16 protein-coding genes are annotated in these 23947 nt (G+C 48.1%); 8 read left to right on the top strand and 8 right to left on the bottom strand.

Annotated elements, in window-relative coordinates; all coding sequences use genetic code 11:
* Positions 1-68: 68 nt before the first annotated feature.
* Positions 69-968: a methanogenesis marker 12 protein gene (locus tag VN429_RS03750; protein WP_325629935.1), complete on the bottom strand. Its 900-nt coding sequence runs from the start codon at positions 966-968 to the stop codon at positions 69-71.
* Positions 969-1007: 39 nt separating this feature from the next.
* On the opposite strand from VN429_RS03750, the gene VN429_RS03745 reads away from it, so the two are divergent.
* From VN429_RS03745 to mch, 4 genes are all read left to right on the top strand, one after another.
* Positions 1008-1946: an NAD-dependent epimerase/dehydratase family protein gene (locus VN429_RS03745; protein WP_325629930.1), complete on the top strand. Its 939-nt coding sequence runs from the start codon at positions 1008-1010 to the stop codon at positions 1944-1946.
* On the top strand, positions 1943-3109 hold the full coding sequence (locus VN429_RS03740; RefSeq protein WP_325629928.1) for a cofactor-independent phosphoglycerate mutase: 1167 nt from the start codon (positions 1943-1945) through the stop codon (positions 3107-3109). The genes VN429_RS03745 and VN429_RS03740 overlap by 4 nt, the downstream gene beginning before the upstream one ends.
* Before the next feature lie 127 nt (positions 3110-3236).
* Positions 3237-4361, top strand: coding sequence for an ORC1-type DNA replication protein (locus VN429_RS03735; protein WP_325629926.1), 1125 nt, complete (start codon positions 3237-3239; stop codon positions 4359-4361).
* A gap of 78 nt (positions 4362-4439) precedes the next feature.
* On the top strand, positions 4440-5387 hold the full coding sequence (mch, locus tag VN429_RS03730) for a methenyltetrahydromethanopterin cyclohydrolase (RefSeq protein ID WP_325629925.1): 948 nt from the start codon (positions 4440-4442) through the stop codon (positions 5385-5387).
* A gap of 93 nt (positions 5388-5480) precedes the next feature.
* On the opposite strand, the gene VN429_RS03725 is transcribed toward mch, so the two are convergent.
* On the bottom strand, positions 5481-5672 hold the full coding sequence (locus VN429_RS03725) for a DUF1858 domain-containing protein (RefSeq protein ID WP_109967991.1): 192 nt from the start codon (positions 5670-5672) through the stop codon (positions 5481-5483).
* Between the two features lie 164 nt (positions 5673-5836).
* Here VN429_RS03725 and VN429_RS03720 point away from each other — a divergent pair, with 164 nt between their 5' ends.
* Both VN429_RS03720 and VN429_RS03715 read left to right on the top strand, forming a co-directional pair.
* Complete coding sequence (locus VN429_RS03720; protein WP_325629920.1) at positions 5837-6559, top strand: TIM barrel protein; 723 nt, start codon at positions 5837-5839, stop codon at positions 6557-6559.
* 23 nt (positions 6560-6582) lie between these two features.
* Positions 6583-7374: an exodeoxyribonuclease III gene (locus VN429_RS03715; RefSeq protein WP_325629918.1), complete on the top strand. Its 792-nt coding sequence runs from the start codon at positions 6583-6585 to the stop codon at positions 7372-7374.
* A gap of 24 nt (positions 7375-7398) precedes the next feature.
* Here the strand turns inward: VN429_RS03715 and VN429_RS03710 are convergent, their stop codons facing one another.
* Both VN429_RS03710 and rqcH read right to left on the bottom strand, forming a co-directional pair.
* The gene (locus VN429_RS03710; protein WP_325629916.1) at positions 7399-8424 is read right to left on the bottom strand and encodes an mRNA surveillance protein pelota; all 1026 of its coding nucleotides are present in this window, start codon (positions 8422-8424) and stop codon (positions 7399-7401) included.
* Between the two features lie 12 nt (positions 8425-8436).
* Positions 8437-10332: a ribosome rescue protein RqcH gene (gene rqcH / locus VN429_RS03705; protein WP_325629915.1), complete on the bottom strand. Its 1896-nt coding sequence runs from the start codon at positions 10330-10332 to the stop codon at positions 8437-8439.
* 58 nt (positions 10333-10390) lie between these two features.
* Between rqcH and VN429_RS03700 the strand changes: the two genes are divergently transcribed.
* Both VN429_RS03700 and VN429_RS03695 read left to right on the top strand, forming a co-directional pair.
* Entirely contained in the window at positions 10391-10759 is a 369-nt protein-coding gene (locus VN429_RS03700; protein WP_325629914.1) for an EMC6-like membrane protein, read from the top strand.
* A gap of 6 nt (positions 10760-10765) precedes the next feature.
* On the top strand, positions 10766-12535 hold the full coding sequence (locus tag VN429_RS03695) for a ribosome biogenesis/translation initiation ATPase RLI (protein WP_325629913.1): 1770 nt from the start codon (positions 10766-10768) through the stop codon (positions 12533-12535).
* Between the two features lie 90 nt (positions 12536-12625).
* On the opposite strand, the gene VN429_RS03690 is transcribed toward VN429_RS03695, so the two are convergent.
* Genes VN429_RS03690 through VN429_RS03675 form a run of 4 tightly spaced genes read right to left on the bottom strand, consistent with a single transcriptional unit; the run spans position 12626 to position 23762 of the window.
* Positions 12626-13789, bottom strand: a complete 1164-nt coding sequence (locus VN429_RS03690) for a hypothetical protein (RefSeq protein WP_325629912.1) — start codon at positions 13787-13789, stop codon at positions 12626-12628.
* Positions 13790-13838: 49 nt separating this feature from the next.
* On the bottom strand, positions 13839-16475 hold the full coding sequence (locus VN429_RS03685) for a PKD domain-containing protein (protein ID WP_325629911.1): 2637 nt from the start codon (positions 16473-16475) through the stop codon (positions 13839-13841).
* Positions 16476-16480: 5 nt separating this feature from the next.
* On the bottom strand, positions 16481-20170 hold the full coding sequence (locus VN429_RS03680) for a DUF3821 domain-containing protein (protein ID WP_325629910.1): 3690 nt from the start codon (positions 20168-20170) through the stop codon (positions 16481-16483).
* 1 nt (position 20171) lies between these two features.
* A complete protein-coding gene (locus VN429_RS03675; protein WP_325629909.1) occupies positions 20172-23762 on the bottom strand; it encodes a PKD domain-containing protein in 3591 nt (1196 codons plus the stop codon).
* Positions 23763-23947 lie beyond the last annotated feature (185 nt).

Genomic DNA, 23947 nt, shown 5'->3' with positions numbered 1-23947 from the left:
GGATAATGGATCTTTAACAGTAGAATCACAGGTTGGCTGATATTTCGTAATTATATTTCAATAACTGATCAAACATGATCCATGCCCAGATCTATGGTAATACCCAAAATATCTGGCACACGTTTCTTGAAGACCGCTTCTGCGATGGCAGACAGGCCACGGGCTGCAGTCCACTCATCCAGCACAAGAGGCCGGGTGCCAAGAAGCTGGGTCACTCCCGGTTCCACTGCCTCTGCTAAACTTCCACAGAGGGCAACCGGGGCTCCTGGCGCTAATAGGGCGAGAGATGCACATTCCATTGCTGCAAACATGGCAAGGGCAGGGATCTGCTGATCTTCAGTCAATGTTTTTCCTACACCTGCCTGGAGAAATGCATCGTTTGCAGAGATAGTGCGGTTGTCAACTGCCCTGATTGCATCCAGATCAAGTGCCCCGTGAACCCTGCCGGGGGCAAAGAGACAGGCATCAAAACCTCCGACGATACGTCCATCTTTTACCAGCAATGAAACAGTATTGGAGCTGATATCACAAACAATACAGTCAGGCCCCAGATGCCGGGTCACTTCATACGCAATCCCAATCTTTTCAGGACTTGCCTGATGGGAATATGCCTTGAATCTGGGATCTGTGGGAGAACCACGGTGAAGCCCGGGAATGGCTACTGCAGGAATACCACTTTTCTTAACCTCATCAAATACCCGGGTACCTCCACCCGTATGTTCACCAGCGCCCTCCCGACTCACTAGGCCCCGGTTTGTCAGATTCTGGATGCTGGTAATTGCCGAAAAGTTGTCTCCCATTGAATAGGTTACTGCAATTCCTTCAATATCATCCAGAGTATTATAAGGAGTGAGGCGTGCGAGATCGGTCATGTTAAACCCGGTCGCTTCCTTACGCGGTATTTTAAAACAGGCATCCGCTCCTGCAAACCGCATGGCTGTTGTTCCGTGATCGATCCCGATGAACATGGCTTACGCTTAGGTAGAAGGAGAGGAATATTTGTATGAATGCGTAGTATCGTAACCGGCGGAGCCGGATTCATCGGTTCTCATATAGTTGATCACCTTGTAGCGCAGGGAGATGAGGTTGTGGTGATCGATGCCCTCCTTGCCGGAGACCTGCGTTTCATAAGCAGACACCTTGATTCAGGGGCAGTCACATTTGTCAGGGCAAATTTGCTTGAACCTGGATGGCAGGATGCATGTGCAGGAGCAGACCGGGTATGGCATATCGCAGCAGATCCTGATGTACGGGAGAGTGCGGTAACTCCCGATGCACAGCTCAACAATACTATCATCGCAACCCATCGGGTGCTCGAAGCGATCAGATTTCACAAAATACCAGAAGTCGTCTTCACATCTACTTCCACCGTGTATGGAGAAGCAACCATCATCCCGACACCTGAAACCTACACCCCAATGGAACCGGTATCAGTGTATGGTGCAGCAAAACTCGCCTGTGAAGCCCTGATATCAGCATACTGCCACAGCTTTGGAGTAAAGGGGTACATATTCAGGTTCGCCAACATCATCGGTCCGCGAAGCGGTCACGGAGTTATAACCGACTTTATTAAAAAACTCAGGGCAAATCCGAAAGAACTTGAGATCCTTGGGGACGGAAAACAGACAAAATCATACCTTGAGGTGACTGCCTGTGTTGCAGCAATCTCATACGTAATTGCTCACGCCAATGATCAGGTGAACACATACAACATCGGGTCTGAGGACTGGATAGATGTGACTACCATTGCAGATGTCCTAATTCAGGAAGCTGGTCTTTCCGGAGTTTCATACAAGTACACCGGAGGAAGCCGGGGCTGGGTCGGAGATGTTCCAAAGATGCAGCTCTCGGTTGAAAAACTCAAATCTCTCGGATACACACCAACGATTGGCAGTCATGAGAGCGTCAGGCTGGCAGTAAGGGCAGCTCTTTCGGGGCAGGAATGAAGTATCTGATCGTCCTCGGGGACGGTATGGCAGATGAACCGATCGCGGAGCTCGGGGGAAAGACACCTCTTGAAGTGGCTGAAACGCCGTTTATGGATCAGATTGTACGGGAAGGGGCTATGGGTCTGCTCAAAACCGTTCCTGACGGGTATCAGCCGGGAAGTGATATCGCAAATCTGGGTGTGCTCGGATATGATGTGAAAACCTGCTACACGGGAAGAGGAGCTCTTGAGGCTGCAAGTATGGGCATCGATCTCGGACCTGCTGATATGGCATACCGGTGCAACCTTGTCACCATCACAAACGGAGTGATGACAGACTTCTCTGCCGGACACATCAGCAGTGCAGAAGGGGCAGCACTACTCGAGAGCCTGAACGAAGAACTCATACGTACCGATCAACACAAGGCTATCTTCTACCCTGGTGTAAGTTACCGTAACCTGATGGTCATCCCGAATGGAGGCGGAGTTGAGTCTACACCACCCCATGATATTGCAGATCAGGAGATCGAGACCTGGTTGCCGAAAGGACCAGATAGTGAATTTATTCTTACCCTCATGGAGACCAGTAACAGAGTTTTTGCTGATCACCCGGTGAACCGTGAACGAATTGCTGCAGGTAAAAAACCGGTGACACATATCTGGCCCTGGAGTAGCGGTAAGAGACCGGATATATCACACTTTTCAGAAAGATGGGGAATTTCTGGTGGGATGATTTCAGCAGTGGATCTCCTCAACGGTATCGCAAAATATGCAGGAATGGAGATCATACGGGTGCCTGGTGCAACAGGATTTCTTGACACTGATTATAATGCAAAGGCCCGGTACGCGATAGATGCGCTCAAGCATCTAGACTTTCTTTATCTCCATGTCGAGGCTCCTGACGAGGCTGGTCACATGGGAGATTTAAAAGAGAAAATCCTTGCAATCGAGCGGGTAGATACCATGCTTGGCACCATCATGCAGGAGTTTGATGGAAGGATTGCAGTTCTTCCTGATCATCCAACCCCGATACGGTTGAAGACACACACCATGGATCCGGTCCCCTTTGCAATCAGAGGGATAAAAACAGACGGATGTACAAGATTCTCAGAGAGTGAAGCTGTATCTGGCGGCTTTGGAGCGATGAAAGGGACAGACCTTATCCCTCTGCTCCTCTCATGAGAAAAACAGATAGAAACGTATCCAATAATCAAATTTAACCGACAGAATCTAGTCATCCTGCCTCCAATAAGTCATCAACACCGGCCTCATTCTCACAAATAACCGGCCGTTATATAAAGGGGAAGCAATGCCGAAGAAGAGTTTACTGATGTGGGACGAGACCCTCTTCCGGGACCCCGATGTTTTTGAGATCGATTATATTCCGGATCAGTTCAATTATCGTGAAAACCAGATGCGCGAACTCTCGTTCCTGCTCAAACCTGGACTGAAAGGAGGAAGACCACTTAACGCCATCATCAAGGGAACACCCGGAACTGGAAAGACCACATCAGTAAGGAAGATCTTCTCCGATATCGATGACATTGATTCCATGATGGTCCCTGTTCAGGTAAACTGTCAGATAGAAAATACACGCTTCTCAATTCTTTCAGAGATATACAAAAAACTCACAGGACATGGCCCTTCAGCTGCAGGAAACTCATTCAAAAGGGTCTTTGAGTCTATTGCACAGTCAATGGTGGAACAGAACCGGGTTGTGGTTGTTGCCCTTGATGATGCAAACTATCTGCTTGTTGAGAATGAACTCAACAAGATTCTCTACATCCTTCTCAGATCTCATGAGGCATACCCCGGGACGAGGGTCGGAGTTATCGTTATCATTTCAGATATGGAGGTTGATCTCTCCCGCGAGATCGACAGCCGTGTCAGGTCAGTGTTCTCCCCAACTGAGATCTACTTCCCTCCTTATGCAGAGGCTGAAATCTTTAACATCCTTCGTGAACGGGTACTGCAGGGATTTTATCCAGGTGTCCTCCCTGATGAGATGCTCAGAATCATTGCTGCCCATACGATGGCAGCAGGAGATCTCAGGGTCGGGATTGATATGCTGAAACGCTCTGCACTAAATGCAGAGATGGCAGCAGAACGTGAGATCAGCAGAGAGCATATCAGAGAAGCATATAAAGTTTCAAAATATGTCCACCTCCAGTACAGCCTCAAATCCTTAAGTTCAGATGAAAAAGATCTGATAAAACTGATTGCAAAGGCATCCAAGGCTGATGAGCAGCTTACAACCGGCGATCTCTTCGAGGTTGCAAAAAAGGACCTGAAAATTGGATACACATCCTTTTATGAGATGGTCCAGAAACTGGACAGCCTCCGCCTGCTTAATCTTCAGTTCAAGGAAGGAAGAGGACGGACACGCCTGATCAATCTCCGTTACGATCCTGATAAAATTCTTTTATATCTATAAAAGGGCGTACAAAGAGGGAATCGAAGTCTTCAATACCCTTCCATCCCAGATGTAAGTGTACTCCATGGGGGTTCGAACGTGATAAGTGTTAATGAATTAGCTCTTGAGATATTCGATAATCTCGCAAACTATTCTGAAGATTTTAATGTCGCATACCATGAACTTGACAATGGTGCCAAGATTGTGGACTGTGGTGTGTCTGTAGCCGGAGGATATGCAGCAGGTCGAGCATTTACTGAGATCTGTATGGGAGGTCTTGGAGAGGTCAACTTCAGGATGGGGCAGATCAAGGATGTGCCGATGCCATTCATCGAAGTCAGCACTGACTTTCCTGCGATCTCCTGTCTTGGCGCACAGAAGGCCGGATGGACAGTAAAGGTAAACAACTACTTTGCAATGGGTTCAGGTCCTGCACGTGCACTTGCACTCAAGCCAAAGCACACCTTTGAGGTCATCGGGTATGAAGATGAGAGCGACGATGCAGTCATCGCACTTGAGTCAGACCACCTGCCAAACGGCGAAGTCATGGAAAAGATCGCTAAGGAATGTGGCATCGAGGTTGAGAACCTCTGTGCAGTTGTCGCACCAACCGCATCCATTGTCGGTTCCATCCAGGTTTCAGGGCGCTGCGTTGAGACTGCAATCTACAAGCTGAATGAACTCGGCTTTGATACCAAGAAGATCACAGCAGCAATCGGCTGTGCACCAATCCCACCGGTAAAGGCAGATGCTACCAAGGCGATGGGCACTACCAATGATGCAACCATCTACCATGGTCAGATCAACCTCACCATGAAGGCACCGGAGATCAAGGATTACCTTGACAAGATTCCAAGCAACAAGTCAAAGGGATACGGCAAGCCATTCTACGAGATATTCAAGGAAGCAAACTTTGATTTCTACCAGATCGACACCTCACTCTTCTCACCAGCCGAAGTCACAATCAATGAACTGACTGAAGGCAAGGTGTACCATGTTGGGGCAGTCAATCCTGATGTCGTCCTCAAGTCCTTCGGTTACCTGTAAAATTATTTCAGGTACCACCTTTTTTAGATACCACCCGATAAATCGCTCTATTCGTAACGGACTGTAACTCACGCTAGGAACTTAAAAAAAGAGTTATGCCTCGATACCGAGGGCAGTGAGAAGGTCTGCAAGAGGAATGCCATGAACGGCAGCAGCCTCGCTGACAGTTTCGCCACGGCTGATTGCACATCCAACGCAGCCCATGCCAAACCGTGCAAAAACTGCCCCGGCATCAGGTTTTTCCTGAAGAACTTCAAGGATTGTTGAGTCCTTGTTTAATGCCATGTGTACTATGTTGCAGATCACTACGGAAAAAAGATACGGTGCAGGATCCCCGGACTCAATTGTCAGAATAAATACGAAACAGATTGATACCTGAAGATCACATAAAACATCAGGAGAAAGGTACTCGGTGGGCAGTCACCCTAGCTGATACCTGCACATAGATTATGCTCTGGATATCCACCCGTTGTTTAAAGGATTCTCCACTTGAGGTTACGCTTGAGAATCTGGGATCGCTTACCAGGGGAGTCGAGATAATTGATGGGGGAGTACATCGTATCCCTTCGGTAAGCCTTCTTGAGTCGTTTCCGTACCGGTACTCTATAAGGCTTCCTCAGCTTGATATCAACCTGTCAAGTATTCTTGAACCGGTCAGGCAGGCATCCGTTGCTGTTGTTATAGAGCGATTTACATTAGCAGCTGAAGTAAATGCTGATGTCATCGTGAACCCTGGATACCTGACATCGCTTTCAGAGTTTGCACAGGCACGCAAACAACTCTCGCGGTCGAGTAGGGATCTGATCCAGGCAGCCGATGAGTATGGGGTCAGGTTCCTGATCAGAAATACCGGGCGATGGGCTAATTATCTGCTCAGAACACCTGAGGATCTTGGGATGGTCAGCCAGGTACCCCTTGCACTGGATATTGGGCATGCCCATGTAAACGGATGCCTCCCCCAGTTCCTGCATGACGGGGCAAGCAGGTACATGTATCTGTATGACTGCAAAGGCATCTCTGAAGAACATCAGGAGATAGGCAAAGGATCTATCAACTTCAGCACGATTGCCACTGCCATGTACGCCCACGGTGCCCAGGGAGTTGTAGATGTCCCAACCTACCGGGGTGCATACAACAGCGTCAGAGCACTTCGCGAGTTTGGAATCGGATAATACAAAATTTTCTAAATATATCAATGACCAGATACAGGATTCTCTCATGGAACGTGAACGGACTTCGTGCAATCGCAGGTAAGGAGATCCTGGATAGCAAAACATTTCCTGATTTTCTCATTGACGATAAGCCGGATATCTGTGGGCTACAAGAGACCAAGGTTGATGCAAAAAGCCTGCCACCAGGCCTTGGGCGGATAGGTGACTACTTTTTTTATTTGAATCCGGCTGAGCGAAAAGGATACAGCGGGGTTGCACTCTATACCAGAAGGGAACCAGAGAAGATCTCATACGGATTTGGTCACGATGAATTTGACCACGAAGGTCGGACAATCGTTGCCAGGTACCCCGAGTTCACACTTTACACGATTTATTTTCCAAATGGGGGAGCATCAGAAGAACGGCTTGTATTCAAACTCAGGTTCTATGACGCATTCCTGAATCATGTTAAAGAACGCAGCGCAGCCGGTGAACGAATAGTCATCTGCGGAGATGTGAATACGGCACATCATCCAGTTGATCTTGCGAGACCAAAAGAGAACGAGAACGTTTCTGGATTTCTCCCAGTTGAACGCAGATGGCTTGATGAATTGATGCAGGCAGGATTCATCGATACCTTCAGACTCTTTGAGACCGAAGGTGGTCATTATACCTGGTGGGATTACAAAACCAGGGCACGCTCACGTAATGTCGGCTGGCGTATAGACTACTTTTTTGTAAATGAACTAATGAGAAAAAACGTGGAAGCCTCACTGATACGAAGTGATGTGATGGGTTCAGATCACTGCCCGGTTGAACTGGTTTTGTCATTCTGACATCCAGTCTTACCAGATGTGCAACTATGATATCGGGTACCTGAGCAGGGCAGCAACACCGCCAAGTTTCTCTAGCCGCTGACCAGGCTCAAATTCAGTTGAAAGGATCACCACGTCCGCCCTCATAGCTTCTGCTTCACTAACCAGGGCTGTCACATCTGGGTTGTGAAGACCTGTATCAGCAATGAGGAGCGTCTCTGTTGCCCCGAACTTTACACCATCAGAAACCTCCTGCATACCGTATGCTACTGGCTCACCTTTAGCGATCCTGGCCATGAGTTCATCAAGAAATCTGACTTCCCGTGCAAGCTGCAGATCACCGGTGAGTTTCTCAAGCACACCCTGCCCGATAACTTCCTGTACCGCTCCTCTGCCACTTCGCCTGGTCTCAATGACAAGAAGAGCACCTGCACGGTTCGGTTGGAGGGCTTTGAGTCTTCGTGCAAAGTCCTCTTTGATAAATCCGGGACCTGCGATGACGAGCGGACCTATCACCGGTTCAAGTACTGCAATGACAGCATCATACAAATCCTGCCTGGTGCTGCATTCCATGCCTTTTCCGCTCCCGGCTGTGAGGGAAAAGATCTGACGCGGCCCATAACTGTGCATCCGGTAGAGCTCTGCATCACCCTCCTCGATAGCCAGGATGTGAACAGCCTCTGCACCTGCACTCTTCACTGCACGGTCTATCCGGTCAAGGTCTGTCTGAAACCAGGTTCTGATAACCGAGATCTCATACCCGGGTTCAAGGTTCAGGGTATGATGCGAGCCCTCATCTACTCCTTGTTCAATGAGACCAAAGACCCGCAGGCGTATCGCATACTCATGAAACTCAACCTGCTCGACCCTGATACCAAGTCGTACCGGACGCTTCTCCTGCTTTTCTGGACGAATCTTATCGGTTGCCCCTTCAACACTGCGCAGGGTTGTTGCAAAGACAAGACAACCAGGGATTACCAGGTGTTTCAGATGCCAGAGATCATCCGATGACTCGGGAAAGAGTTTAATCTCTCCGAAGGAGCGCTGCATTTCACCGATATCTGCCTTCATGCCCCTCTCATGTCAGGCATCCTTTACCTCTTCCCTGATGTCAGAGCCACCCGGTGGGACAAAGGCAGCAATCGATTCGGTGTTGAGTGCAAACTTGAGCGCTTTCTGTTCAGACATCGGAAGCCGGTCCCGAAGAACCCGCACAACTTTTTTTGCCACATCGTTTGGCTCGAAGGTTCCGGGTGAAAGCATCAGGAAGAAGTCGGTCCGATTCTGCACAGCACTTGTAGGTCCTCCGATGATCCTGGTTTCTGGTTTCTTCTGCAGCCCTATCGCGATTTCAAGGGGGACAGACTTGAACCACTGCCTCTCACCCCTGACCACAAAAGAACCCCGGGAGAGATATTCACCAGATTCAGCTGTCTTTGAAACCTGATCAGGTCGGGCAGCATATACATCAGCGGTACCGAATCCGGAGCGCCATGCACCAGAGTAGGCGGCTGCAAACCGGGAGACCTCATCCCAGCATTCGGTCTTCCCTTTCACGACAACCACACTGGCTCCATGAATATCTGCATGGAGAAAAGTGTCCCCTCCTTCAAGGTACTTCTTGACAAGGTCCTCGTTTTGGCCTGCATCGCGGCCTCCGATAACCAGGATACCATCAGAGGTATAAAACCAGCGGAACCGGTGAAACCATTTGTTCTTGGGTTTGCTGTAGCCAGCAGCCTTTCTTACTGGTTGCTGGATCTGTCGTTCCATTGCAGCCTTTGCACCGGTAAGTTTCTTCTTGAACTTCTTGATCTGGTCATAATTGCGGCCGGCATTCTGCTCAACCGTATCATGAACAAAAATCTTAACCAGTATCCCAAGATCCAGATCCACTGCTGCTTCTGCAGGAAAAACCAGCTTTATCCGCTTCCCAACACCCTGGGTATCTGCTTTGAGAATATCTTCAATCTCCTGCCAGGATCTCATCTTTGATGCGGCACTCAAAGTGGTGATGACCTCCTGCACAAACGAGTACTCCTCATAGATCTTCTCTACGATCTCTTCGTACCGCTTTATCTGTCGCTCAAACTTCTTAACAGACTCTTCCTGCTGACGCCTGATACGTTCCTCTCGCGAGATCTTTGGCTTTGCCTCTTTGATCTCTCTGACCTTTTTAGGATAGTAGACAACAAGTGCATCGCTGAATGTCGGATACGGACCCTGCAGAGTAGGATCAGCAGTGATCACCGGGTGACACCCGCTCTTTGTAATCACCGCAGCAGGATGGTCTTGTGCTTCAGCTAAAAGTGCATGAATCGCATCATACACAATCCCACCATCAACCTCAGCAGCAGGGGTCTCTTTGGGAATACCTGCTGTCCGGCATACCTGCTCGGCATACATTCCTCCAAGAAATGATCCAACCGCGAGGGCCCTGACGATGTCGCGATCATCTGCCTTAAGCATGGCAATATATTCATCACGGGTCTGCAGGCTGACATCATGCGGAGGAAATGAATAGACAATGCCAGGAAGAACATCACGATCTTTAAACTTCTGCCTGGTCAGTGGCTGAACTATCGAATAATCCTCATTGCAGAGGATGATATTTCCAACATCAAAAGCTTCGATGATCAGGTGGTATACCTGGTCAGACTTCTGGATGTCTATGATTACAGTCCTTTGCAATCCACGCTGCCTGATGTCAAGAATTCTACCACCGACAAGATACTTGCGCAGCAGCATGGCAAAGGCCGGAGGAATTATTGGAAACTCAGGAACTTCAGGAACCAAGTGGAGCCTTCTTCCAGGCTCTATCAGAAGTGTTCGCTTCTCCCTCTCCTTTGTATTCATCCGGATGGCAGCGATCCGGTCTTCTCCCAAGTACACCTTATGGACCCAGAGCGGTAATAATCGCCGCAGCTCGGCAGTTACCGCAACGAGATCCACGCCACTCATACCCTGCTGAGTTGCCATATAATACTAACTTACATATGGACTCAAGACTAAAAAAGTAGGACAAGTGGGTACCCGAATGACGGAAGAATCGCTTCAGACTGCTCCGGAATCAATAGATGCCGCGCCTGTATCAGTTCCTGAACCTGACGACTATACCGGGCGCATTATCCGGACGATCATCGCTGTTGTTGCAGGATTCTTCGCAGGACTAATCTGTTTTGTGTTTGAAGGAATGGCAACACAGTCAGCCGGGTCAAGCTCAGGAATATTTGCAATCCTAGTTCTTATCGCTGCCATTATGATACAGAAACATGTCTTTATGGTATTGCGGCTTCGATACACCCTCGAGAAGAAAGACTGGTTTTACCAGGGTTTTATGACTTTTTCATTCTGGTTCGTGACCTGGACGATCCTCCTCTCCGGCACTGCCATGCAAGTAGCCTGATAACATATGCGAATAGCGGTAGTTCATAAAGATCGCTGCCATTCACGAAAATGTGGCAGCGAATGTATCCTTTACTGTCCCCGGGTACGGACCGGTGATGAGACCATCATTCTTGATGAAGAAGGAAAGGCGTTCATCTCCGAAGAGCTTTGTGTCGGGTGCGGTATCTGCGTAAAGAAATGTCCGTTTGAAGCCATCGATATCATCACCCTTCCTGAGGAACTCGAATATCCGACACATCGGTACGGGCCCAATAGTTTCGTACTTTATGGAATGCCGGCACCGATTCAGGGAAAGGTGACCGGTGTTCTTGGTGCAAACGGTATAGGAAAATCAACTTCAGTGATGATTCTCTCAGGCCAGCTCATCCCGAACATGGGATTCTTCGATGAAGAGGCTAAATGGGAGTCTATCCTCAAGAAGTACACCGGTACAGAACTTTTTGAGTACCTTCAGTTACTCTCAAAAGGTGGAGTGAAGGTATCAGTCAAGCCCCAGTACATCGATGTGATTCCAAAGGTATTCAACGGACTCGTTAGAGATCTTCTGAAAACTACCGATGAACGGGGAATGCTCCCACACTATATTGAGAAACTCTCTCTGACCGGTGTGCTTGATCAGAACATCAGACTTCTTTCAGGTGGTGAACTCCAGCGGGTTGCACTCACCGCTGCTCTCGCTCGCGAAGCAGACTTCTACTTCCTTGATGAGGTAACACCATTCCTTGATATTCACCAGCGGATGGCTGCAGCCCAGGTTATCAGGGAACTTGCAGAACAAAAGCCAATCGTGCTTATTGAGCACGACATTGCAATTCTGGACATGCTTGCCGATACTGTTCATGTCGCATACGGCAAACCTGCTGTCTTTGGTATCATCACCAGACCAAAAGGAGTCAGAATAGGTATTAATCAGTACCTTGAAGGGTTCCTTGCTGAAGAGAATGTCAGGATTCGTGATTACCCGGTCACCTTCGAAATCAGGACCCATGATGAGGGTGCCAAAAAGAGCCAACTCATGCAAATTCCGGTCATGTCAAAGAAGTTTGATCGGTTCTCACTGCAGGTAAATGGTGGTGACATCAGGGCCGGTGAAGTTATCGGAGTGGTTGGAGCAAACGGTATAGGAAAGTCAACCTTTGCTCAGCTTCTTGCTGGTACAATCAAGCCTGACACCGGCGAGATGACCGATACCGTCAGAATATCATATAAGCCACAATACGTTAAGGCAGATTCAACCGACACCGTTGAATTTACTCTACGGCAGATAACCAAGACGTTTGATTCTGGCAGATATCAACATGATATCATCGAGCCGCTCTCACTTGAACCAATCCTTCAATCTCCGCTAAACACACTGTCAGGTGGTGAGCTTCAACGTGTATCAATTGCAGTCTGTCTCTCCAGAGATGCTGACCTCTATGTGCTTGATGAGCCGAGTGCACACCTTGACGTAGAGCAGCGGATGAAACTTACCAAGGTATTCAGGCAGAGGATAGAAGGGAAAGAGGCAGCTGTACTGGTAATTGATCACGACATCTACGTGATTGACATCATCAGTGAACGTCTTCTCGTCTTTGAAGGAACTCCTGGAGTAGAAGGCCGTGCAACCGGACCGTTTGATATGCGTGAGGGTATGAACCGGTTCCTTAAAGAGTTGAATGTTACATTCAGACGGGACAAGAGCGGACGACCACGAATCAATAAACCTGGATCTTTCCTGGACCGTGAACAGATCGGCAAGGGCGAATATTACTACCAGGACCCAGACGAATAACTGCTATTCACCTTTTTTCTTTTTAGATTACCAAGTTCTGGTGTAAGATACTATCTTTAAGATTAGCAAAAAAAGTTTAGTTCCAGGACTTCACTTGGTGATAGTCTGGCCTGACGGGAATGAAACTGCTGACGTGAGATTTGAAGGTACTGTTGTATTTGTGGTTACATTTGTCTGATTTCCAGCTGTGGTTACAACAGGTGCTGCGGTTTTAACAGGAATCACCAGTGCTGTCGGTGTTACCGGAGAAATAGTCTGATTTCCGGTCTTCTGTACAGATGTTGCAGAGGTGTTATTCACCGGTGTTGAAACTGACAGAATTGATGGCGATGTTGAAACAGGAACCGATGCTGTCGGGACTGCGGTGATAACCTGAGCACCTGTACTGACTAAAGTCATATTTACAGGTACTGCAGTAACTGCTGGGATCACTGACTTTGAACTATTATTTATCGAGGTTGGAACCGACAGAATCGAAGCAGATGAAGATGAAGGAACTGATCCTGTCGGGCTCGCAGTAAAGACGGGAGCAACTGTTTTTACTGTGGTCATGTTAACCGGTGCTGTGGTAACCACTGGTAAAACTGTTGCTGAACTTGAATTGCCTGTGACTGGAACTGACATGATTGTGGGAGAACCAGATGATGCTGGTACTGAGGATGTTGGAACAGCAGTTATTACCGGGCCAGCGGTCTTTACAGCTGCTGATGCTCCTGTTGTTCCTGCCTGCATCATTGATACCGGTGCTGCTGTACTAACCGGAGCAGGTGTTGTTGAAGTGGCTGTTGACTGTGCCTGCATTGGAGTAACAGGAGATGAACCTTGAGATGGTGATGCCCCAGGTGCCTTCACAACAACAGGAGTTCCACCAGATGTCAGAGCCATTTCAGAACTGGTACCCGGAGTATACTGGACAGACTGATCCGCAACCGTGTCACCAATCTTAAAGGTGATCATCGGTGCTCCGCCTGAAAAATCATTCTCTCCCGAAAGAACAATCAACCGCTCATCAAAGGTTCCTGTTCCTCCATACTTGCCAGCCTCTTTTACCTTGATGCTACCCTGTTTCACACCGTTCACATACGCGGTAATTTCTGTTCCAACAGCTGCTGGAGTCCCCCCATTTGTTACGCTTCCATAAAATTCACAGGGAAGCTGAGGAGATGCACTTGTAGGTACAATACAGAAGGCCATCAGGATAACAAAACCTGAAATGACCAGAATCCAACCCATGCGGTTTTCAATATATGACATAAAAATCACTCTAAAAAAACTGGGAATTAATTCCCTGCCTTTTACCGATTTACCATCCGGTATAGTCATCAGGCATGATGACATTTTTGACATTTGTTACGATATCGTAGAAGTATCTGAACTCCTCACGATCCGTTGAGGTAAGCTGCAGGTTCGTAATTGAACCTGGTGTAAATGGATAACTCTGTTTCCAGGTGTCGGTTGACAACGGATTCTTAACCCGTGCCTTATACCAGTACTCAAAGCCCTGGGGCTTGATCCAGAAGGTAATTGGGTCACTCTGGTTGAGTGCTGTATAGGGGACCTCGACTGTGAGCATTTCATTGCCACCCGGATCACCGAACTCACCAAACTGTACTGATGAGATTGGGTTAGTCGGACTGTTAAGGTCAACACCTTCAGTAGTTGCCATAACCCGGTCACCTACCCTGAGCGGGTACCCGTTAAACTCAGCCTTACCGTAGAACTTCTGCGGGGACCAGGCCTCTGGAGTCGGTGTTGGAGTTACAGTCGGTTTTACTGTGGGAACTGCTCCGACCCACAAATGAAGACCTTCGTTTTCAGTTGATGACCCGTAGGTCACATCACGGATGAAAGTTGAACCATCACGGATAAAGGCCGGGGCTGGAACCTGCCAGTTCGGAGCCATTACCCAGAACGTAATGTTGGAACCTTCAGGAACACACCTTCCCTGAAGAGCTAATTTATCTGACCATGAGCTATTTCCACCACCGAAGTACGATAGAGAGGACATAGTGATTGGGTTTTGTGACCCACTCACATCATACCCATCAATACGTGCTTCAATAACTGTTCCAACAGCTCCATTAGGATCACAATTTTCACAAGAACTATTATCAAGGAGGTACTCATCACCGGTGGTAATGTGAACATCACCTGAGAAGGTCATCGGGATTGACGGAACACCAGGACAACTGCTTGTCGGTATTGGTGTTACCGGGATTGTTGGAATTACATCAGGCTGGCGTCCTGTTGCTACCAGATCAATACTCTTCTCTTTCCCGGGTTCATATGGAATCGTCCAGAGAAGTGTTCCATTCTCTGATTTTACATATGCCCTTAGTTGGCTGTAACTCTCGTCTGCAACGTAGAATTCCAATTCAGTGCCTGCAGGAATTCCCTGAATCTGCATTTTAGGCGAGAATGTCCCAGTCTTTCCAAAAACACCTTTTGCTGTCTTGATTGGGTTATAAGGACCACTGATGTTATAACTGGTTGCCCGGGCTTCGACGGTTCCACCAACTGTGATAGGTTGACCATAGAGTTCGACAGTGCCATAGAAGGTTTCAGGCACCTGCGGTACAGGAACAACAGTCAGTGTCGGAACCGGCGTCGGTTCAACCTTTGCCTTGACGTACTCTTTGAGTACTTTGGTGGAAATTGCTCCTTCCTGGTTGGTTACAGTCAGGGTAACAGTATAGTTTCCTGGATTGTCAAATACATGAACCGGATTTGCTACCAGATCTGACTTCCCATCCCCGAAATCCCATGACCAGAGTGTGGGTGAACCTTGTGATTTATCAGTAAACTTCACATTGAGTGGCGCAATACCATTTGTAGGTTCAGCTGAGAAGTCAGCTTCGAGCCCACCAGGAACTAAAACTGTTATGTATGCATCTTTCTGCTTGGAACTCTCTGCACCATGTGCATCCTTTACCATGAGCGAGACGGTATACGTTCCAGGCTGATCATACTGATGAATCGGATCCTTCTTTGTATCAGTCTGTCCATCACCAAAGTCCCATTTCCATGAGCCGGGCATACCACTTGATGTATCCCTGAAATGAACCATGAGTGGAGACTTGCCGGTTGTAGGGTCAGCAGTAAAATCTGCGACTAATTTACCCTCTTTAGCAACAGTAATATATCCAGACTTTGTCTTGGTATCGGTTCCACCATTCTGCGAAGATACAGTAAGGGTGACAGTATACGTTCCCTCCTTTTCATAGGCGTGAACCGGATCAGCAATCATATCGCTTTTGCCATCACCAAAATCCCATGACCACATCGTTGGCTGGCCTGATGATAGATCTTTGAAGTGGACAGTGAGAGGAGCTGATCCAGACTGAATATCAGAACTGAAATCTGCAGAGATCTCACCAGGAGTTACTGGCTGCTTTTCAGGTAAAGGCATTACAGGAATCGATGGATCTGGTGAGGGTGGAAGTGAAATCGGAACAGCAGTCACCCTTACAGTTGGTTCAGATGATTGCTGAACTGGTTTTGCTGCTGGTGACGGTGCTGGAGATACAGATGGCTCACTTGCCTTAACCGCTGCAGAATCACCACCAAGTGATAATGTTACTTCGTTACTAGTTCCTGGAGTAAATGATGATTCAGGTGATGCCTTCTGGCCATCAATCCAGAACGATACTTTAGGAGTTCCACCTGAAAGATCAGAATCCTCAGCAACTACTTTAAGACGTTTGTCAAAAGTGCCAGACCCTCCAAGGGTCCCATCTTTTTCAAGAACAAACTGGCCACGCTCCTGGTCTCCCAATTTTGCTACAACAATAGTTCCCACAGGGGCAGGGCTGCCCCCGATAGTAACCGTTCCGTAGAATTCACACGGAAGTGCCGGAGCACCGGCTAATGCAATTGTTATCAGGGAAAAAAGGAGTATTGTAGCCAAGCCTGCCCGTGAGGCTACAGATACTGCAGACATTTTTCTCACACACCGATTGCAGCAAGGGTACCGGGAGTCTCCATGTAGAGCCAGTATCCCTTCGACGGATAGAGATAGGTGTTCTCACCCTGGCCACCATTGACCATGGTCTGTTCCCACTGCTGCCGCTGGTTGTCAAATCCACGTGCATAGATCCATGAGCTCTTAACAGAGCTGAAGGTGTCCTTAACAGTTGACGGGGTTGCTCCGGTAAATCCTACCGCTGCCCAGCCGGACGGGAGACTGCGTGTTGGCGGAGTCTGAACCACATTGTTCTTGAATGTCAGGTTAATTGTGGTTGGTGATACTGAGTAGACCCAGTACCCATAGAGTGGCTGAATCTTTGTGCTCGTCAGAACCTGATCCCAGTACTGGCTCAAAGGTTCATAACTCCAGATTGCATGCCCACCGGTTGGAACTCTACCAAACACATCACTGGCATTGCTTGCTGAATCTGAGAGAGTCCGGGCCACTGAAACAAAGTTCCATCCACTGTAGAGGGTGATGTTGGTGGGATCAATCGGAGCTGGTGTCAGAGTTGGCTGCACTCCGCCAGCAACCTGGATATAATCCTTCTTAGCCTCGCGATCTACCTCGTCACCAAGTGTTGCAGTAAGGGTTACTGTGTACTTTCCTCCGAACTGATACGTATGGACTGGATTTTGAACACCAGTGGAGGTAGAACCGTCACCAAAGTCCCAGAACCAGTTGGTTGGTGATCCTGTTGTCTTATCAGAGAACTGGACCTTGAGAGGTGCTGCCCCTGATGTGGGGGCAGCTGAGAAGTCTGCATTGATACTCGAATCCTTAACCGTGATGTAATCGGTGGTTGTTACCGCATCTTTGTCACCGTTGTTATTCATCACTGTGAGAGTGACTGAGTACTTGCCAGCCTCACTGTAGGTGTGTTTCGGATTCTGATCTGTGGAAGTGGTCTTGTCACCAAAGTCCCAGCTCCAGGAGGTCAAATCGTCTCCTGTTGACTTGTCAGTGAACTGGACTTCAAGTGGCTTGTTCCCGGATGTCGGGTTTCCGATGAATGCAGCAGTCGGAACACGGTTGTCAACGAGGGTAAAGTTGAGGTAGAGGAACTTATCATCGATCAGATTTTGTTCGTCATACTTCTTGATCTCGCTAACTGCCTGACTTCCCTGGTAGTATCCCGGACCATCAAGTGGGAAGAGTTTGCTCCACTCAATCGGGTAGGAGGTAACCATCCAGATCTGGTTTGGATCGACTGCTGACCTGACATCTGTCTCTTTCAGAAGGTCGAACTTGTGGTTGTACATCGGGTGCTGGAGCACAACGGTGTACTTACCGGGCTTCAGGTCGCAGAACTGGATGTAGTTGAGCAGGTTGACCTTGAAGGTATCGTCATTGTACACCGGGATCTTGGCGTTGATGTACTTGTCATTTCCAACCTTGTTTTCACCAAAGATCCACATGTTCAATTCGCTGGTGGTGTTGTTACCACTGCTAGTATGTGGGAATCCACATGCAGAACCTTCAAGCAACACCTCATCAAGTGATGTTGCTTTGCATCCGCTTGCACAGCACTCAATCGGTTTTGTAATTACCTTTGGTGTGATCGTTCCTGCAAAGCAGGGCTCATCAAGCGTAATATCAGCAGTTGTCACTGCGGTGCATGCACATTCAACACAGCATGCATTGACTGGAAGGCTGGATGCATAAATGGTGTAGGTTCCCGGGTTAATGGGGACGTTAGCCGTCTTCCAGACGTACTTCCAGGTTCCGTCACTCTTTACCGGGACCTTTATCGCAGTAAACTGTTCTGCTTCCTCAATACAGCCATAGTTGATCGAGTCAAGGAACGGCTGAACGACATTGTTTGCTGGATCTGCCTTCTTGATGTAGAGCAGGTCGTTACCACACTTGTTCTGGCAGTTGGACCCGGTCATGAAGAGATAGACAAAGGATGAATCAGTGTTCGTTCCTGACAGGGTAATCGAGTCGCCAAGGTAGAACGGAGCAGTGCCATTGATGCTCATGGTGATGGCACCCTTGTTGACTGTGATCAGACTGTCGCCGGTAAGAACCTTGCTTGGATCAGAGTCTACATTCTGCACATGGATACGATATGTGCGATCTGGTGCAACATCCGGACCTGCATTAAACTGCACGGTTCTGTATCCAGGTGAGGGATCATTGTCGCCGTCAGTTGTTACCTCTGAATAGTAATACACACCGTTATACAGTACATCCTTCGCATTCGGTTTGTCATCGGTTGGCACAGTGTCCCTGATGACCTTGGCTCTACCACAGCAGTCAGGTGCAAGAGCAGTCTCACCAATGGTAAATGCTCCGGCTTCCGGATCAAAGACGATCTTACCGTTTGCAACTCCAGACTGGTTTGGCTCAATCATCGGCGGGCGTTCACAGGCTGCACCACTCATCTTCAGGTCGCCACAATCAGTAACACTATTGGTACTGTTCGGGCATTCCATGATTGATATGATGTATTTCTTGCCTGGCTTTCCACCGATGGTGACGTAGAATGAGTGTCCACGGGTGATGCTGGTCGTGTTAATTGCAACTTCAATACTCTCATCAACGAGTGTTGCACTCATGGTAGATGAGACAGAGTGACCAACAGCTGTGCCAGAGTAGTTCTTCTTGATGTTGTTGAGATTTACTTCTGCGTAGAACTTGTACTCGCCATTTGGATAGAGACGTGAATCATCAGATGCAAGTGCTCCGGTGTTCCAGCCAGATGTAGTCTTATCATTCTTTGGCCAGAACCATGGATTTGTGCTTACAACAAGTTTTCTAAGTGAGATGTCCTGTCCGGATACATTGGCCAGTGTTCCCTGAAGGGTCTGGTAAGTAACCTGGGTCGTGTTTGATGAACCGACCATATTGATGATCCCTTTCTGTGAGTCAGAAAGATTTGCACCACGCTGGGTGATTGCAGAGTATAGGTTTGTCTCAATACGGAAGTTCACCATGTTTCCGGCAGGAATCTTGCTACCGTCGTTGGTGATATCCTGATCTTCATTCTGGTTCCAGATTCGCATTCCAAGAGCCGGATCTTTCACGATGAAAGCAACCTGTTTGGCTTTTGAGCCACTCCAGATCCACCAGTATCCCAGTTTGTTTGAGAACTGTGCAGGATCGATAAAGAAACTCTTGGCATTATCGATGGTGATGGTTGCTGCAGGTTCAGTCAGGGCCTTATCAGATGTTGCACTGAACCAGGCAATGGTATCACCATTATTCAGGAAGAGACTTACATCAAGACCTTCTTCTCCAAGGAAGACATCGCCTCCCTGTGGAATAACATTCAGAGAACTAAGAGCTGCTTTTGGGAAATGTAGATCTAATGGAAGAGTAATTCCTGGTTCGTAGGTGGTTGTCTCTTCTGCCTGAACTCCATTGAGCCAGAAGGTCACAGTTGCTCCCCTAAGAGATTCATTCGCACCTGACTGGACCATCATCGGGCTGGTAGCACTACCATAGATCCCATCTGACATGACGGTTGCTGTTCCTGCGTCAACTCCTTTTATATCTGCAGAAACAACAAGACCAGGAGAAGCATTAGCACTCCCAATATAGACAGTTCCGGTAAGGAACTCGGGAAGTACCTGCTTTATCTCCTCTGCAGATACGGCCATTCCCCCCCCGATAACCAGGAGGAGGAGGGCACAGATCATTATTCGTCTGAGTATGGATGTCATCTTATGCCTCACCGGTAAGCATGGCATCCGAGTTCATCTGGATAAGATATCCGACAGTCGGATCCATGGTCTTGTCATCATCGACACCCCTGATAATCGGGTACTCCCAACGCTGGGTTGTCGGGTTAAAGGCCAGTACCTTGTCCCACTTTTCTCCAAGGCTGGAAAGTGCTACATTGGCTGCAGTTGGCTGCATTGCCATGATACCAATACCTTCCCACCCTTGAGAGAGGTTACGTATGTAGGGTTTGTTGGCAATGTAAGCAGGCTGAATTGTAACATTTGCAGTAGAGTAGACACGATATGCAACCTGTGGGATCACTGCGTAATCACCACTCACGTTGGTCCAGTTGGTCATACCATTGTCTGCACCATAGATTGCATATGGCACACTTGCATTGTCAACACCTGCAAAGAGCTTACTTAAGGTGTTGTAACTGTTGGTAACCTCACGTGGAACTGACACGTGGTTGTAACCCGGCTTGAGATAGATGTAACTACCTGTTCCGATGGTGATGTAATCCTTCTTTGTAACAGTGCTGGTTCCACCATTATTTGTGATGGTAAGCGTTACTGTGTATACACCTGGGTTGTTGAAGGTAATCTTCGGATTCTTTTCAGTAGATGTGGCAACAACGTTCCCCTCAGTGATAAACTGCCAGTTCCAGGCGGTAACAACACCGGTTGAAAGATCTGTGAAGGTCACACTCGCTGGATAATATGAAGACTCAGTCGGAGTTCCAACAAAGTCGGCTGCGGGTTTGTCATGAACAACCGTTACCTGCTTTGTGACAGGCGTCCCAATTCCGAATGGGGTACTGATCTCAAGTGAGACATTGTACACCCCTGCTGAGGCATATGCATGACCCGGAGACTGGAGTGAAGATGTACTTCCATCACCGAAATTCCACATCCAGGAAGTTGGACTGCCGGTTGATTGATCAGTGAAGTTTACTACCTGGTTGATTGCAGGAGACTGTGGGAAATATACGAAATCAGCACTCGGAGATGAGAGGACATTAATATAACTCTCTTTTACGACTGATTTGACAACCCCTGATTCATCAGTAACGTCAAACTTAATTGTGTATTTTCCTGGAGTAGTAAACGTGTACTTGGGCTTTTGTTCATTTGAGAAGAGAACGCCATTGCTTGACCATGCCCAGGCAACACCAGGCTTGTATGATGTATCATTGAACTGAACGGTAAGTGGGGAGTTCCCTTCGGTCCGATCAGCTGAGAAATCATAATTTCCTTCACACTTCTTTTCTGACAGATTGAACTGGGTGTGAACGTAGATATCATCAACACCAGGCTGATTCAGGGTGTCAAGAAGTGACTTAAGTGCAACACGTCCATAGAGAGCATTCTTTCCTTCAATCTGGAAGGCCCTGCTGTCTGGTGTAGGCATGGTTGTAAGCACATACCGATCACCATTTGATTCGGTATTGCCGAGTCTGATATTGAACATGCCGTTATTTCCAGGAGCCTGAACTACCAGGTCATAGGTCCCAGGTGTGAGTTGACAGAGGTCGATACCATTCGCCTGTAACAGTCCCTTATTCAGTTCAAAGGAATATGTTGAATCACAGTAGAGGGGAGTGGTGGTAAGCAGGTAATTCTTAGTGCCAAACTGGCTCTGCCCAAAGAGCCATACCTGAAGTTGCTTGCAGCTGTTTCCGCCAGACTGCCCTTTCAGTAAGATCTCTTCAGTGCCACCGAGGGTTCCACATGGATAACCTGGGCAACAACAGCGGGTTACATCGTTCACTTCTGCGGTCAGATCTGGTTTGACCAGGGTGATTGGGATGGATGTGATGACACCACATTCCGGACATTTCTGCAGTTCACAGACTCCACGCTCACAGGCCACTCCAAGGCATCCTCCAATAGAGCAGGATCCTGAAGAGTTACCATTACAGGTGCAGAACCGTCCATCTGCATTTACACTTGCGATCCAGATTGTATACTCTCCCGGTCCGAGAGGTGTATTGTTGGTTACCCAGTTAGGATCGATACGCCAGTAATTTGTCTGCCCATTCTTGGAATCAAACACCACAGCGCTTACCGGACTATAGGATGTCGGATCATAGAGGTTTACTCCACAGGGGTCCAGACCAGGGCCGGTAAGCCAGATGTAAGTCATGTTGCTGTCTGTATTGGTACCTTCGATCCTGATCTCATCTCCAACAAAGAAGGATTTTGAGGCAGATCCATTGACAGTCATTGCTGATGCACTGATTGCTCCTTTGGAGACTGCCACAGTGGTATCAGCCTTCTGCTGATAGTTGATATCCTGAACCTGGATGGTATAGGTACTGGCGTTTACTGTTGTGTCCACCCAGAACGGAACAGTTGCAGTTCCCTGTGGACCAGTCGTAACATTTGCATAATACCGGGTTCCTGATTCAAGAACTGCATTACCCTTTGATGGGAAGGCATCTCCTGAGGGGACCAATTGCCTGATGGTAGTATTCTGTGTGCAACAGTCAACCACATACTTAAGACCGGTTGTATATGCTCCACCATCAGGATCCAAAACAATACCACTTGTAGCAAGTTGTGTCCGATCTCCTGAAATAAAGGGGGGTCGATCACAGATCTTTCCGGTCAATTTGGTTGGGCACTGGTCATAGATGAAAATCTGATATGCAGTGTTGGGGAGGCCGGTTATTGTTGCGGTGAAAGATTTGTCGCGGCCAGACAGAGTGGTGCTGGTGATACTCAACGGCCGTGCCTGCAGTGTAAGTGTGTTCTCCTGCCAGGTGTATGTCGATACCTGGTGGTTCTTGAACATGTTATTTACGTTACAGAGGGCAACGACCGAGTAAGAACCAAGCCCATACCGGTAATCAGATTCCTGTCCGGTGTCAGCAATACGCCATCCAGTCCACCAGCCAATAGAGCCACCAGGCTGAGTGTTCTCAGGCCAGATCCATCCTGCAGATGGGTTTACATTCAGACCAGTCAAAGGAAGGTACTTGGAAATTCCACTGCGGGTATCAAGAGTCATCAGCTGAAGAAGTTGTTCACCATCAGGAGCAATCACCGACATGTTGATGTAATACCCGACATTCGGGTAATCCAGACGGGTGGTTATGTCATCGAGGTTTGTCTCGACATCATACTTAAACCGGGCAACATTTCCACGATAGGTAACATTCTCAACTTTCATGTCCGTATCTGCATTCCAGATATGGAACTTGAGAGATGGCTCCTGTGAGATAAATGCCTTGACTGGTGATCCATCCACTGCATAGAATGGCACTACTCCATCAGGAGAGAGATACCAGTCATTCTCCGGCTTATCAGTCGGCAGCGTAAAGTCTTTCGGATTTTCAATCTTTATGGCATCAGTTACGTTTCGTACCACATTGAGCGCTACTGCATACGGGAAGACTGTCCCATTATAGTTCATGCAGTCACTCACATCCACATGTTCTTCACCGAAGAATATCGTGTGCCCCTGAAGGACCTCTTTGATGACGACATTCTGGTCGATGTTATTGAACGTCTGAGCCGAGACTCCAGGCACAAAGGCCATCAGGAGGCATCCTGCCAGGAGCATGGCAATCAATAATTTTTCTCTCATCGCATACACCCCAAATCACATCGAGTCATGATCACATCCATGAACGGGTGAACCCTAGTTCACAGCTAACCCCCATTCACTCAGCCCGAATGCCGGCCAAAGGCAAGATACAGCACCGGGTTTCATTATCAGCCGTCGCCCTGAAACACAGAGGAATCAGGTTTTGCTGATAATACCTATCATGG

It is taken from the genome of Methanospirillum sp. (genome assembly GCF_035560735.1).
Taxonomy (GTDB): Archaea; Halobacteriota; Methanomicrobia; order Methanomicrobiales; family Methanospirillaceae; genus Methanospirillum.
The sequence above is the reverse complement of the archived record's forward strand: the minus strand, read 5'-3'. Positions and strand labels throughout refer to the sequence as shown.

Excerpts from the sequence above, each read along its gene's own strand:
- VN429_RS03695 (WP_325629913.1), top strand. The coding sequence starts at position 10,766 with ATGCGAATAGCGGTAGTTCATAAAGATCGCTGCCATTCACGAAAATGT.
- VN429_RS03710 (WP_325629916.1), bottom strand. The coding sequence starts at position 8,424 with ATGAAGGCAGATATCGGTGAAATGCAGCGCTCCTTCGGAGAGATTAAA.
- rqcH (WP_325629915.1), bottom strand. The coding sequence starts at position 10,332 with ATGGCAACTCAGCAGGGTATGAGTGGCGTGGATCTCGTTGCGGTAACT.
- VN429_RS03690 (WP_325629912.1), bottom strand. The coding sequence starts at position 13,789 with ATGTCATATATTGAAAACCGCATGGGTTGGATTCTGGTCATTTCAGGT.
- VN429_RS03720 (WP_325629920.1), top strand. The coding sequence starts at position 5,837 with ATGCTCTGGATATCCACCCGTTGTTTAAAGGATTCTCCACTTGAGGTT.
- VN429_RS03700 (WP_325629914.1), top strand. The coding sequence starts at position 10,391 with ATGACGGAAGAATCGCTTCAGACTGCTCCGGAATCAATAGATGCCGCG.
- VN429_RS03675 (WP_325629909.1), bottom strand. The coding sequence starts at position 23,762 with ATGAGAGAAAAATTATTGATTGCCATGCTCCTGGCAGGATGCCTCCTG.
- VN429_RS03685 (WP_325629911.1), bottom strand. The coding sequence starts at position 16,475 with ATGTCTGCAGTATCTGTAGCCTCACGGGCAGGCTTGGCTACAATACTC.
- VN429_RS03735 (WP_325629926.1), top strand. The coding sequence starts at position 3,237 with ATGCCGAAGAAGAGTTTACTGATGTGGGACGAGACCCTCTTCCGGGAC.
- VN429_RS03715 (WP_325629918.1), top strand. The coding sequence starts at position 6,583 with ATGACCAGATACAGGATTCTCTCATGGAACGTGAACGGACTTCGTGCA.
- VN429_RS03750 (WP_325629935.1), bottom strand. The coding sequence starts at position 968 with ATGTTCATCGGGATCGATCACGGAACAACAGCCATGCGGTTTGCAGGA.
- VN429_RS03740 (WP_325629928.1), top strand. The coding sequence starts at position 1,943 with ATGAAGTATCTGATCGTCCTCGGGGACGGTATGGCAGATGAACCGATC.
- VN429_RS03745 (WP_325629930.1), top strand. The coding sequence starts at position 1,008 with ATGCGTAGTATCGTAACCGGCGGAGCCGGATTCATCGGTTCTCATATA.
- VN429_RS03680 (WP_325629910.1), bottom strand. The coding sequence starts at position 20,170 with ATGACATCCATACTCAGACGAATAATGATCTGTGCCCTCCTCCTCCTG.
- VN429_RS03725 (WP_109967991.1), bottom strand. The coding sequence starts at position 5,672 with ATGGCATTAAACAAGGACTCAACAATCCTTGAAGTTCTTCAGGAAAAA.